11 protein-coding genes are annotated in these 12,485 nt (G+C 74.9%); 8 read left to right on the forward strand and 3 right to left on the reverse strand.

Annotated elements, in window-relative coordinates; genetic code table 11:
* Positions 1–15 precede the first annotated feature (15 nt).
* A complete protein-coding gene (locus tag OG553_RS31230) occupies positions 16–1,200 on the reverse strand; it encodes an FAD-dependent monooxygenase (protein ID WP_405982190.1) in 1,185 nt (394 codons plus the stop codon).
* A gap of 84 nt (positions 1,201–1,284) precedes the next feature.
* Between OG553_RS31230 and OG553_RS31235 the strand changes: the two genes are divergently transcribed.
* The 4 genes from OG553_RS31235 (at position 1,285) to OG553_RS31250 (ending at position 3,432) form a co-directional block, all read left to right on the forward strand.
* Positions 1,285–1,902 (forward strand): TetR/AcrR family transcriptional regulator, encoded by a 618-nt coding sequence (locus OG553_RS31235; RefSeq protein ID WP_405982191.1) that lies wholly within the window; start codon positions 1,285–1,287, stop codon positions 1,900–1,902.
* Positions 1,903–1,981: 79 nt separating this feature from the next.
* A complete protein-coding gene (locus tag OG553_RS31240) occupies positions 1,982–2,365 on the forward strand; it encodes a VOC family protein (RefSeq protein ID WP_405982192.1) in 384 nt (127 codons plus the stop codon).
* Positions 2,362–3,000, forward strand: coding sequence for a DinB family protein (locus OG553_RS31245; RefSeq protein WP_405982193.1), 639 nt, complete (start codon positions 2,362–2,364; stop codon positions 2,998–3,000). Before OG553_RS31240 ends, OG553_RS31245 begins: the two co-directional genes overlap by 4 nt.
* Before the next feature lie 60 nt (positions 3,001–3,060).
* Positions 3,061–3,432 (forward strand): DUF4180 domain-containing protein, encoded by a 372-nt coding sequence (locus tag OG553_RS31250; protein WP_405982194.1) that lies wholly within the window; start codon positions 3,061–3,063, stop codon positions 3,430–3,432.
* An 11-nt stretch (positions 3,433–3,443) separates the two neighbouring features.
* Here OG553_RS31250 and OG553_RS31255 read toward each other — a convergent pair whose 3' ends face one another.
* Positions 3,444–5,183 carry a serine hydrolase gene (locus tag OG553_RS31255; RefSeq protein WP_405982195.1) on the reverse strand — a complete coding sequence of 580 codons (1,740 nt, stop codon included), beginning with the start codon at positions 5,181–5,183 and terminating at the stop codon, positions 3,444–3,446.
* Between the two features lie 781 nt (positions 5,184–5,964).
* Between OG553_RS31255 and OG553_RS31260 the strand changes: the two genes are divergently transcribed.
* From OG553_RS31260 to OG553_RS31275, 4 genes are all read left to right on the forward strand, one after another.
* Positions 5,965–7,080, forward strand: a complete 1,116-nt coding sequence (locus OG553_RS31260) for a nitronate monooxygenase (protein ID WP_405982196.1) — start codon at positions 5,965–5,967, stop codon at positions 7,078–7,080.
* Positions 7,081–7,085: 5 nt separating this feature from the next.
* A complete protein-coding gene (locus tag OG553_RS31265; RefSeq protein ID WP_405982197.1) occupies positions 7,086–8,639 on the forward strand; it encodes an acyl-CoA synthetase in 1,554 nt (517 codons plus the stop codon).
* A gap of 155 nt (positions 8,640–8,794) precedes the next feature.
* Positions 8,795–9,910, forward strand: a complete 1,116-nt coding sequence (locus tag OG553_RS31270) for a calcium:proton antiporter (RefSeq protein ID WP_405982198.1) — start codon at positions 8,795–8,797, stop codon at positions 9,908–9,910.
* 83 nt (positions 9,911–9,993) lie between these two features.
* Positions 9,994–11,502 carry a fatty acyl-CoA synthetase gene (locus OG553_RS31275; RefSeq protein WP_405982199.1) on the forward strand — a complete coding sequence of 503 codons (1,509 nt, stop codon included), beginning with the start codon at positions 9,994–9,996 and terminating at the stop codon, positions 11,500–11,502.
* Between the two features lie 15 nt (positions 11,503–11,517).
* Here the strand turns inward: OG553_RS31275 and OG553_RS31280 are convergent, their stop codons facing one another.
* Positions 11,518–12,396 carry a YhjD/YihY/BrkB family envelope integrity protein gene (locus OG553_RS31280; RefSeq protein WP_405982200.1) on the reverse strand — a complete coding sequence of 293 codons (879 nt, stop codon included), beginning with the start codon at positions 12,394–12,396 and terminating at the stop codon, positions 11,518–11,520.
* Positions 12,397–12,485: the final 89 nt, after the last annotated feature.

Below are 12,485 nucleotides of genomic sequence, written 5' to 3' on the forward strand. Positions count from 1 at the left end.
CGTCGATGACCGGGCTCAACGCCCCGGGCCGCGGACCGCGTTCCCGGCCTGTTCGGCCGGAAGGGTGAAGCCGCCGAAGAGGTCGTCCAGCGCGCGCCGCGTCGCGCTCGCGGGGGTGACCCGGAAGGCGAGGTCGCGGGCGGCCACGGCCAGCGGGTGGGTGAGGGCGGCCACCCGGCCCATCCGGCGGGCCCGGATCCGGATGGCGTCGGTACGGGCGAGCCTGGCCCGGGTGTAGGCGGCGAGGGCGGCCGGTACGTCCGGCCCGCCGAGCAGGTGGGCCAGGACCACGGCGTCCTCGACGGCCTGGCAGCCGCCCTGGCCGAGGTTGGGCGTCATGGCGTGCGCGGCGTCCCCGATCCACGCGGTGCGGCCGTCGTGCAGCCGGGGGAGCGGCCCGGCCAGGTCGTACAGGTCGTGCTGGAGCACCGCCTCCGGGTCGATCCGGTCCAGCAGGGCGGGGACCGGGTCGTGCCAGGTGCCGAACCGCCGCAGCAGCTCGGCGCGGACGTCCGCGGGCCGGTACCCCTCGGGGACGACGGCGGTGGCGTACAGGTAGACCCGCCCGTCGGCGAGCGGGACCGTCCCGAAGCGCTCTCCCCGGCCCCAGGTCTCGGCCGCTTCGGCCGCCGGGCCCGAAGGCAGCACGGTCCGCCAGGCCGTCTCCCCGCTGTAGTGCAGGCCCGGGTGGTCCGGGAAGCGGCGGCGGCGCAGCGGGCTGTGGATGCCGTCGGCGGCCACGACGGCGTCGGCGTGGAGCTCCCCGGCGGCGGTACGGGCCACCGCGCGGGCGCCGTCCTCCTCGACGGCGGTGACCTCGGCCCCGTACCGCAGGGCGCCCTCGGGCAGCGCCGCCGCGAGGGCGGCGGTGAGGTCCGCGCGGTGCACGGCGAGCGGGGGCCGGCCGTAGCGGGCGGCGAGCGCGGCGGTGTCGGCGCGGGCCAGCCGGGTGCCGCCGGGGCGGCGCAGGCCCATCGAGGCCGGGACGGCCCGGCCCGCGGCCCGGGTGGCGTCGAAGCCGATGGCGTCGAAGGCGCGCAGGGCGTTGGGGGCGAGGACGATCCCCGCGCCGACGGCGGTCGGGGCGGCCGCCCGCTCGCACACGGTGACCCGCCATCCCTGGCGGTGCAGGGCCAGGGCGGCGGTCAGACCGCCGATGCCGGCACCGGCGACGACGGCGTGGCGCTGGGTTTCGGGCATGGCACGGCCTCCTGCCTTTCTCGGGGAGCCTCTACAGGTGTAGAGGGCTGCTCGCTCTGCACTCTACAGCTGTAGAGTTGCTGCATGTCCACCCCGGAAACCCCGCTCCCCGCCGCCGACCGCCGGACGCTGATCGCGGACACCGCCATCGCCCTCGTCGCCGCCGGCGGACTGCGGGGCCTCACCCACCGGGCCGTCGACGGCGCCGCCGCGCTCCCGGCGGGCAGCACCTCGTACTACTTCCGCACCCGGACCGCGCTCATCGGCGCCTGCTACCGGCGGCTGGCCGAGCTGGACCTCGCCGACCTCGACGGCGACGCGGCGGACGGCCCCCCGCGGGCCCCGGCGGACCGGGACGCGGCCTCGCGGATGCTCGGGACGCTGCTGCACGAATGGCTGACCCGGGGGCGGGAACGGCAGCTGGCCCGCTTCGAACTCAGCCTGGAGGCCGCCCGGAACCCGGAACTCGAACCGGCGCTCCGGCAGGCGGGCCTCGCCGCCCGCGCCCGCGCCGCCACGGTCCTCGCCGCCCTCGGCGCGTCCCGGCCCGAGGAGTCCGCCCAACTCCTCGCAGCCTGGACCGACGGCCTGCTCTACGACCGCCTCGCGGGCGCCCTCGCGCACTCCCGCCCCGCCCCGGACCCGGCCGAACTGACCGCCGCCGCCCGGCGGATGCTCGACGCCGTACTCGCCCCGGCCTAGGGGAAGTCCGCAAACCGGCGCCTGCCCCGCGACTCCGGGCGGACGGCGCCGGTTCGCGGACATCCCCTAGGATCCCGCCATGATCGCCGAACTGCAGTGCGTGGTACTCGACTGTCCGGAACCGCTCAAGCTCGCCGAGTTCTACGGGGAGTTGCTCGGCGGCGAGGTCAACCGGCCCGACCGGCGGTGGACCCTGGACGCCCACTGGGCCACGCTCCACACCCCCTCCGGGGCCGTCCTCTGCTTCCAGCAGGTCACCGACCACCGCCCGCCGAAGTGGCCCGACCCCGCCCACCCCCAGCAGGCCCACCTGGACCTCGCCGTCGCCGACCTCGGCCGCGCCCAGGAACAGGTGCTCGCCCTCGGCGCCGCCCTCCTCGACGACTCCCGTGACGCCGAGGGCTGGCGCGTCTACGCCGACCCGGCGGGCCACCCGTTCTGCCTGATCCGGGAGGGGCAGTGAGCGGCGCCCCCCGGCTCGTCCCGCTGATACGGCAGTTCGACTTCGCGGCCGCCCGGCTGTCCGGCCGGCTGGCGGGCCCCGTGATGGACAGCGGAGACGGCACGGACACCCGCGTGGTGCCGCTGACCGACGAGGAGTACCTCTGGGAACCGGTGGCCGGCTGCTGGTCGGTGCGGCCGCGCACGCGGGGCCCGGGTGCCCGGGCGACACTGCTGGCCGGAGCCCCCGACGGCGAGTGGGGCCGCGACGCGGCCTCGTACCCGCACCCCTGGCCGCCGCCGTTCACCACCCTCGCCTGGCGCCTGAGCCACCTCACGGAGATGCTGACCCTGCGCGCCGACCACACGGCGGGCAGCCGCAGCCTCACCCGCGACGACCACCCCGTCATCGGCGACGCCGACGGAGCCGTGGCCGCCTTCGCGAAGGCCGCCGACGCCTGGCGCGGCGCGCTGCTGAGCGTCGACGAGGCCGCGCTCGACACCGTGGGGTACTGCACCTACCCGCACGGCGGCGACGCGGAGGAGCCCTTCGTCGACATCGCCTGGTGGGTCAACCAGGAGGTCCTCCACCACGGCGCCGAGATCGCACTGCTCCGCGACCTCTACCGGGACCGGGGCCGCCGCACCGGGGCGTAGGCCCCGGGCCGCCCGAAAAGGGGTCGACCCGGGCCCCGCCAGGACCTAGCGTCGGGCCGCATGAGCGACTTGCGGACCATCCACGACGTACCGGTGCTGATGTGCGACCCCGAGGGCGAGCCGATCGGGGGCGAACGGGACGTCCTCGACCTGGTGGGCAACGCGGCCTGGCAGGGCGCCCGGTGGGTGGTCGTACCCGCCGGGCGCTTCGCCGAGGACTTCTTCCGGCTGCGCACCCGGATCGCCGGGGACGTCGTCCAGAAGTTCGTCACCTACCGCGTGGGCCTCGTCGTCCTCGGAGACATCTCCCGGCACACGGACGGCAGCGAGGCCCTGCGGGACTTCGTCCGCGAGTGCAACCGCGGCGGCCAGACCTGGTTCCTCACCGACCTGGAGGAGCTGGCGGAGCGGCTGGAGGGCCGGGCCGCCTGAGCGGGGCCCGGTCAGTCCGCCGAACGGGCCCAGCCCACGGCCTCGATGCGGGACGCGTCCGCCGGGCGGTCCTCCGAGAACAGCAGCCGGGCCGGTTCGGCGACCCGCAGCACGTCCACGTACACCCCGCGCCCCACGTACCGGCCGGTCGACTCGTGGCGGAAGCGGAGCCGGACCTCCCGGCCCGCCGACCAGGCGGGCAGCGGGGCCTCCAGACGGTGCCAGATGCGGCCCGACCAGCCGCCGGCCGAGCCCGCCGGCCACTCCTCGGGGGAGCCGCCGGTACTGCGCACCGTGCTGAACGGGACGGGCTCCCAGGCGCTCCCGTCCGCGGAGGCCTCCAGGTGGAAGGCGCCCGCGCCGGGCACCGTGTCCCACCACACCGCGCAGCGCAGCCGGGCGCGCGCCGTCGCGGGGGCCAGCGGGGGCAGGGTGAGGGTGCCCGACCCGCCGGTCTCCATGCCGGAGAACCAGGCCGCGCCGCCGTGCTTCGTACGCACCGGCACGGCGCGGGCGAAGCGGTTGCCGGTGGCGACCCGGGGCGCGCTGCCGGCCCGCCAGGTCCGCACGGGGTGGACGGAGTTGCCCAGCAGGACGAGGAACGAGTCGGTGGAGGGGTCCAGCACCAGGGAGGTGCCGGTGAAGCCGGTGTGCCCGGCGGAGTGCGGGGTGGCCATGGCGCCCATGTACCAGTGCTGGTAGAGCTCGAAGCCGAGGCCGTGGTCGTCGCCGGGGAAGGCGGTGTTGTAGTCGGTGAAGAGCAGTTCCACGGAGGCGGGGCGCAGGATGCGCCGCCCCGCGTAGGCCCCGCCGTCGAGCAGGGTGCGGGAGAGGACCGCGAGGTCCCAGGCGGTGCCGAACACGCCCGCGTGGCCCGCGACCCCGCCGAGGGCGTACGCGTTCTCGTCGTGGACGGCGCCCCACACCAGACCCCGGTCCAGGCCGGACCAGGGCGGGCGCTGGACCTCGGTGGCGGCGGTGACCCGGCGCCATGAGAGCGGTGGGTTGTAGCGAGTGCGGTGCATCCCGAGCGGAGCGGTGATCTCGTCGTGGAGCAGGACATCCAAAGTGCGGCCGGTGATCCGTTCCAGGAGGAGCTGGAGCGCGATCAGGTTGAGGTCCGAGTAGCGGTACACCGTCCCGGGGGTGTCCTGCGGCCGCACCGACCACAGCAGTCGCAACTGCCCCTCCCGGGTGGACTCCTGGTAGAACGGCGCCCACGAGCGCAGCCCCGAGGTGTGCGTGAGCAGCTGGCGGACCGTCACGTGTTCCTTGCCGCCGCCGGTGAACTCCGGCAGGTACCGGTCCACCGGCGCCTCCAGCTCCAGCCGGCCCCGCTCCATCTGCTGCACCGCGAGGATGGAGGTGAACAGCTTGCTGAGGGAGGCCAGGTCGAAGACGGTGTCCTCGGCCATCGCGATCCGCTCGGCCGCCGGGAACTCCGCCGGCCGGTCGGTGCGGCCGTCGTACTCCGCGTACCGCACCGCGTACCCCATCGCCCGGTGCAGCGCGACGGTCCGGCCGCGCCCCGCCAGCACCACGGCCCCGGCGTAGTACGGGTGCTCGGGGGAGGGCCCGAGGAAGCGGCGGGCCTCCTCGGCGACCCCTTCCAGGTGCCGCTCCAGCAGCCCGGCCTGCCGCGCCGATCCGTACCGCAGCCGCAGCCCCTGCAGCGCCCGCCGCTCGGCCGCCCCGGCGGCCGGCCCCGGCAACGCCGCGTGCAGCACGAGCACCCCACCGAGCGCCAGCAACCGAGCCCCAAGCCCCCGCCGACTCAACCCCCCGCCCCGCCCCTGCCCATCGCCGCCGCCCCCGGCCCGGTCTCCGGCTCCGGCAGCGTCTCCGGCCCCGCCCCCGGCCGGGTCTCCGGCTCTGCCCCCGGCCGGGTCTCCGGCTCTGCCCCCGGCCGGGTGTTCGGCTCCGGCCGGGTCTCCGGCTCTGCCCCCGGCCAGGTCTTCGGCCCCGGCGGCGTCTCCGGCTCCGCCCCCGGCCAGGTCTTCGGCCCCGGCCCGGATTTCGGCCCCGGCCCAGCCTTCGGCTCCGACCGGGTCTCCAGCCCCGGCCCCAGCCCGGTCTCCAGTCCTGGCCGGGCTTGCGGCCCAGGTCCCGCTGTCGCCTCCGGCCCCGCCGTCGCCCCGGGCCCCGGCTGCCGGCCCGCGCCGGGCTCGTGGCTCGTGTCCGTCGGCCTCTGTCTGCGCCCCCGTCGCCTCCACCATGACCGGCCCTCCTGTCCGCCCCGAACTGCCCGTCGATCGTCCTCTGTCGCACGTCGCACGTCGCACGTCGCACGCCGTGCGGCCCCGGCACGGTCCGCGGCCCCGCTCCCCGCAGGGGCAGGACCCGGCCGCCAGACCGCGGACGCACCCGCCCGGGGCGGCCCGGACACCGCCGAAGCCCGCCGCAGGCGCTCCGCACGCTACTGGGTATCTGCCCGCCCGCCGGGGACCCTCCGCACCGGCCCGCCCGCAAGAATCTGACACTGCATCAGAAAACCTCTTCCCTCGAATGCGCCCCTGCGGCATCCTCACGCCCATGGAGACGGAGCTGAGCAAGAAACTGGGAGTCGAGCACGCCATCTTCGGCTTCACGCCCTTCCCGGCGGTCGCCGCGGCCATCACCCGCGCGGGCGGATTCGGCGTGCTCGGCGCCGTCCGCTACACCGCTCCCGACGACCTCAGGCGCGACCTCGACTGGATGCAGGAGCACACCGGCGGCAAGCCCTACGGCCTCGACGTCGTCATGCCCGCCAAGAAGGCCGTAGACGGCGTCAGCGAGGCCGACATCGAGGCGATGATCCCCGCCGGACACCGCGCCTTCGTCCGCGACACCCTCGCCAAGCACCACGTGCCCGAACTCGCCGAGGGCGAGGCCTCCGGCTGGCGGATCACCGGCTGGATGGAGCGGGTCGCCCGCGACCAGCTCGACGTCGCCTTCGACTACCCCGTCAAACTCCTGGCGAACGCCCTAGGTTCCCCGCCCGCCGACGTCATCGCCCGCGCCCACGACAACGGCGTGCTCGTCGCCGCCCTCGCCGGCAGCGCCAAGCACGCCCGCCGCCACGCCGAGGCCGGCATCGACGTCGTCGTCGCCCAGGGCTACGAGGCCGGCGGCCACACCGGCGACATCGCCACCATGGTCCTGGTCCCCGAGATCGCCGAGGCCGTCGCCCCGCTCCCCGTCCTCGCCGCCGGAGGCATCGGCAGCGGCGAGCAGATCGCCGCCGGACTCGCCCTCGGCGCCCAGGGCGTCTGGCTCGGCTCCCTCTGGCTCACCACCACCGAGGCCGACCTGCACTCCCGCGCCCTCACCGAGAAGCTCCTCGCCGCGGGCTCCGGCGACACCGTCCGCTCCCGCGCCCTGACCGGCAAGCCCGCCCGCCAGCTGCGCACCGAGTGGACCGACGCCTGGGACGACCCGGAGGGGCCCGGCGCCCTCCCCATGCCGCTCCAGGGCCTGCTCGTCGCCGAGGCCGTCTCCCGCATCCAGAAGTACGAGGTGCAGCCGCTGCTCGGCACCCCCGTGGGACAGATCGTCGGCCGGATGAACAGCGAGCGCAGCGTCCAGGCCGTGTTCGACGAGCTCACCAGCGGCTTCGAGCGCGCCATCGACCGCATCACCCGTATCGCCGGCCGGTCCCGAGAGGTGTGAACAGCATGAGTGACCAGCTCCCCAACGGATTTTGGGCGCAGGCCGCCGCCGACCCAGCCCGCACCGTCCTCGTCACCCCCGACGGCGACGAGTGGTCCGCCGGACGCCTGCACGCCGACGTCAACCGCCTCGTCCACGGCCTGCGCGCCGCCGGACTGGAGAAGGGTGACGCCTTCGCCGTCGTCCTGCCCAACGGCGTCGAGTTCTTCACCGCCTACCTCGCCGCCTCCCAGGCCGGCTTCTACCTGGTCCCCGTCAACCACCACCTCGTGGGCCCCGAGATCGCCTGGATCGTCTCCGACTCCGGCGCCAAGGTCCTCATCGCCCACGAGCGCTTCGCGGACGCGGCCACCGCCGCCGCCGAGGAGGCCGGGCTCGCCCCCGACCACCGCTACGCCGTCGGAGCGGTCCCCGGCTTCCGCCCGTACGCCGAACTCCTCGACGGGCAGAGCGGCGACGCGCCCTCCGACCGCACCCTCGGCTGGGTCATGAACTACACCTCCGGCACCACCGGCCGCCCCCGCGGCATCCGCCGTCCGCTGCCCGGCAAGCTCCCGGAGGAGACGTACCTCGGCGGATTCCTCGGCATCTTCGGCATCCGCCCCGCCGACGGCAACGTCCACCTGGTCTGCTCGCCGCTCTACCACACGGCCGTGCTCCAGTTCGCAGGCGCCTCCCTGCACATCGGGCACCCGCTGGTGCTGATGGACAAGTGGGGCCCGGAGGAGATGCTCCGCCTGATCGACCGGCACGCCTGCACCCACACGCACATGGTCCCCACCCAGTTCCACCGCCTCCTCGCGCTCCCGCAGGACACCAAGGACGCCTACGACGTCTCCTCGATGCGGCACGCGATCCACGGCGCGGCCCCCTGCCCCGACCACGTCAAACGGGCGATGATCGACTGGTGGGGCCGGTGCGTGGAGGAGTACTACGCCGCCAGCGAGGGCGGCGGGGCCTTCGCCACCGCCGAGGACTGGCTGAAGAAGCCGGGCACGGTCGGCAAGGCCTGGCCGATCAGCGAGCTCGCGGTCTTCGACGACGACGGCAACCGGCTGCCCGCCGGGGAACTGGGCACCGTCTACATCAAGATGAACACCGGCGGCTTCAGCTACCACAAGGACGAGGGCAAGACCCGCAAGAACCGCATCGGGGACTTCTTCACCGTCGGCGACCTCGGCCTGCTCGACGAGGAGGGCTACCTCTTCCTCCGCGACCGCAAGATCGACATGATCATCTCGGGCGGGGTGAACATCTACCCGGCCGAGATCGAGTCCGCCCTGCTCACCCACCCGGCCGTCGCCGACGCCGCCGCCTTCGGCATCCCCCACGACTCCTGGGGCGAGGAGGTCAAGGCCGTCATCGAACCCGCCGACGGCTTCGAGCCGGGCGAGGCGCTGGCCGCCGAGATCCTGCACCACTGCGAACGGCAGCTGGCCGGCTACAAGCGGCCCAAGTCCGTCGACTTCATCGAGACCATGCCCCGCGACCCCAACGGCAAGCTCTACAAGCGCCGGCTGCGCGACCCCTACTGGGAGGGGCGCGAGCGCGCCGTCTGACGGAGTCCCCCGCCCGCCCGCCCCGGCGGCAGTGGGTCGCCCGGGCCGGCCCCCATGTCCGCAACACGCTGATATTTCGTGAGAAGTGCCACTCCGTAGCCCCGGATGCGCGCCTCGCGGCGCACCAGGGCCCCGGTTCTGGCAACTTGGCTGGCATGAGTACGGCAACGCGCAGATCCCCCCTGACCGACTGGACCCTGCTGGTCCCCGTGGTGGCGCTCGTCGCGCTCGTCCTCAGCTGGGGGCGCGACCTGCCCGGCTTCGCCGTGGCCCTGGTCGCCCTCTGCCTGGCGGGTGCGGTCCTCGCGGCCGTGCACCACGCCGAGGTCGTCGCCCACCGGGTCGGCGAACCCTTCGGCTCGCTGGTCCTCGCCGTCGCCGTCACCGTCATCGAAGTGGCCCTGATCGTCACCCTGATGGCCGATGGCGGCGACAAGACCGCCTCCCTCGCCCGCGACACCGTCTTCGCCGCCGTCATGATCACCTGCAACGGCATCGTCGGCCTGTCCCTGCTCGTGGGCGCCCTGCGCAACCGGGTCGCCGTCTTCAACGCCGAAGGCTCCGGGGCCGCCCTGGCCACCGTCGCGACCCTGGCAGTGCTGAGCCTGGTCCTGCCGACGTTCACCACCAGCAAGCCCGGCCCCGAGTTCTCCTCCGCCCAGCTCACCTTCGCCGCCGTCGCCTCCCTGGCCCTCTACGGCCTGTTCATCGCCGTCCAGACGGTCCGCCACCGGGACTACTTCCTGCCCGTGGACACCGGGAGCGGCGGTCCGGGCTCCGGCAACGGCGACGACGACCACGCCGAACCGCCCACCGCCCGCGCCGCCCTCGTCAGCCTCGGCCTGCTCTTCGTCGCCCTCGTCGCGGTCGTCGGCAACGCCAAGGCCGTCTCCCCGACCATCGAGAAGGGCGTCTCCGACGCCGGCCTGCCCCACGCCGTCGTCGGCGTGATCATCGCCCTGCTGGTCCTGGCCCCGGAAACCCTCGCCGCCGTCCGCGCCGCCCGCCGCGACCGCGTCCAGACCAGCCTCAACCTGGCCTACGGCTCCGCCATCGCCAGCATCGGCCTGACCATCCCGGCCATCGCCCTCGCCTCCATCTGGCTGACCGGGCCGCTGCTGCTGGGCCTGGCACCGCTGCACATGGTGCTGCTCGCCCTCACGGTCGTGGTCGGCGCCCTGACGCTCGTCCCGGGCCGCGCCACCCTGCTCCAGGGCGGCGTCCACCTCGTCCTGCTCGCCGCCTACCTCTTCCTCGCCGTCAGCCCGTAGGCCCCGTCCTCCGGACCAGGGGGCCGAACCCGGCCGGCGCAGCGATATTGACCCCGGCGCGCGGCGGGGCGAAGATCGCGCCCATGACGGCAGTGCGGCACCAGACGGTCGACGGGCTCGTACGGGACAGCGCGCGGCGCGTCCCCGACCGGGTCGCCATCCGCTACCGGGAGCGGAGCTGGACGTACGGGGAACTCGACGCGGCCGTCTCCGCCGGCGCGGCCGTGCTCGGGCAGCGGTACGGGCTGGCCGCGGGGGACCGGGTCGCGGCCTTCGCCCACAACTCCGACGCCTACCTCATCGCGTTCCTCGCCTGCGCCCGCGCCGGGCTCACCCACGTACCCGTCAACCAGAACCTCACCGGCGAGGACCTCGCGCACATCCTCGGCGACTGCGCGAGCGCCCTGGTCCTCGCCGACCCGGACCTGACGGCGCGGGTCCCCGAGGGGCACCCCGTACGGGCGCTGCGCGACGCGCCGGGGTCCTTCCTGGCCGAACTCGCCGGGGCGGCCGGGGCGGCGGAGTACGAGCCCGCCGGGGATCCGGACGCCGTCGTGCAACTGCTCTACACCTCGGGCACCACCGCCCTGCCCAAGGGCGCGATGATGACCCACCGGGCGCTGGCGCACGAGTACGAGAGCGCGATCGAGGCCCTGGACCTGGGCGAGGCCGACCGGCCCGTCCACTCGCTGCCGCTCTACCACTCGGCTCAGATGCACGTCTTCCTGCTGCCCTACCTGGCGGTCGGCGCGCACAACACGATCCTGGACGCGCCGGTCGCCGAGGAGGTCTTCGACCTGGTGGAGGCCGGCCGGGCCGACAGCCTCTTCGCGCCCCCCACGGTGTGGATCGCGCTGGCCAACCACCCGCAGTTCGGGCAGCGGGAGCTCGGCGCCCTGCGCAAGGCCTACTACGGGGCCTCGATCATGCCGGTCCCGGTCCTGGAGCGGCTGCGGGCGCGGCTGCCCGGGCTGGGCTTCTACAACTGTTTCGGGCAGAGCGAGATCGGCCCGCTGGCCACCGTCCTGGGGCCGGGGGAGCACGAGGGGCGGATGGACTCCTGCGGGCGGCCCGTGCGGCACGTGGAGGCCCGGGTCGTGGACGAGGAGGGCGCCGACGTCCCCGACGGCACGCCGGGAGAGGTCGTCTACCGGTCCCCGCAGCTCTGCCTGGGCTACTGGAACGACCCCGAGGCCACCCGGAAGGCCTTCCGGGACGGCTGGTTCCGCTCCGGCGACCTCGCGGTACGGGACGCCGAGGGGTACTTCACGGTGGTCGACCGGGTGAAGGACGTCATCAACTCGGGCGGGGTGCTCGTGGCGTCCCGGCAGGTGGAGGACGTGCTCTACACCCACCCCGGGGTGGCCGAGGCGGCGGTGGTCGGACTGCCCGACGAGCGGTGGATCGAGGCCGTCACGGCGGTGGTCGTGCCCCGCGGGGAGGTCACCGAGGCGGAGCTGACGGCCTACGCCCGGGAGCGGCTCGCGCACTTCAAGGCGCCCAAGCGGGTGCTCTTCGTGGACGCCCTCCCGCGCAACGCCAGCGGAAAGATCCTCAAGCGCGAACTCCGCGACCGCTTCGGTACGGGCTGAGGCGCCCCCGGCCGCTCACTCCGGCCCCGCACCGTCGGCGTGCCCGTCCCCGTCCCCGTCTCCGTGCCCGTGCGCCGGCGGCAGGACCCCGGCGGTGCGCAGCCGGCGCAGGGTCAGGTGCTCGTGGACGAGGCGGCCGACCATGGCCCCGCCGTAGACCACGAAGCCGACGCCGACGAGCCAGGACTGCACGACCAGCAGCGTCCCGAAGGGGCCGTACGTGACGGCGTTCGAGGCGATCAGCGGGGAGAACACGAGCTGCGAGAAGACGCGCAGGCCCAGCAGGCCGAGGCTCGTCGCCACCGCGCCGGGCAGCAGCGCCCGCCAGCGGACCCGGCCGCCCAGCAGGAGCCGCCCGGAGCTCCAGAAGAACAGGCAGGTGCCGACGGTGTCGCTGACGGTGCCCAGAGCGGTGCCCGCCACGCTGTCGGACGGCGCGGGGATCCCGACCAGCAGCCCGAGGTAGCAGACCAGCAGCGCCAGCCACACGACGTGCCGCCACATGGTGTGCCAGCGGGCCGTGGGCAGGTCCCAGACCTTCTCGTAGCCGGTCTGCACGGCGGATCCGAAGGTCAGCCCGAAGACCGCGAGGGCCGCCAGGCCGAAGGCGGTGGTCCGCTCCAGCGCCAGGTCCGCCGCTCCGAACAGCATCTCGACCCGGGCCCGCGAGGACGCCGTCACCCCGAGGGCCTGGCCCAGCCAGCGGCCGAAGTTGACACCGCTGCCCGGCGCGGCCGCCGCCACGACCACGAGCAGCGGCACCAGGGTGAGGAAGCCCAGGGCGGCGAAGCCCATCGCCCGGTGCATCAGCTCGATCTCCCGGCCACGGCTCCAGGCCAGCCCGGCCGGGGAGCCGAGGAGCCGGTCGTGGAGGCGCCGGAGGGTCGAGGTCACACCTGATCCCCTACCCGGACGGTCCCGGCCGCTCCCGGAAGCCGCACCGAAATGGGACCGGACGGGTGGTTTCGGCCGCCCATCGGTGT

This window comes from Streptomyces sp. NBC_00158 (assembly GCF_045160885.1).
In the GTDB taxonomy this organism is placed as follows: Bacteria; Actinomycetota; Actinomycetes; order Streptomycetales; family Streptomycetaceae; genus Streptomyces.

Coding starts and splice junctions, on each gene's coding strand:
- OG553_RS31235 (WP_405982191.1), top strand. CDS start 1,285: ATGTCCACCCCGGAAACCCCGCTCCCCGCCGCCGACCGCCGGACGCTG.
- OG553_RS31230 (WP_405982190.1), bottom strand. CDS start 1,200: ATGCCCGAAACCCAGCGCCACGCCGTCGTCGCCGGTGCCGGCATCGGC.
- OG553_RS31250 (WP_405982194.1), top strand. CDS start 3,061: ATGAGCGACTTGCGGACCATCCACGACGTACCGGTGCTGATGTGCGAC.
- OG553_RS31270 (WP_405982198.1), top strand. CDS start 8,795: ATGAGTACGGCAACGCGCAGATCCCCCCTGACCGACTGGACCCTGCTG.
- OG553_RS31240 (WP_405982192.1), top strand. CDS start 1,982: ATGATCGCCGAACTGCAGTGCGTGGTACTCGACTGTCCGGAACCGCTC.
- OG553_RS31260 (WP_405982196.1), top strand. CDS start 5,965: ATGGAGACGGAGCTGAGCAAGAAACTGGGAGTCGAGCACGCCATCTTC.
- OG553_RS31265 (WP_405982197.1), top strand. CDS start 7,086: ATGAGTGACCAGCTCCCCAACGGATTTTGGGCGCAGGCCGCCGCCGAC.
- OG553_RS31275 (WP_405982199.1), top strand. CDS start 9,994: ATGACGGCAGTGCGGCACCAGACGGTCGACGGGCTCGTACGGGACAGC.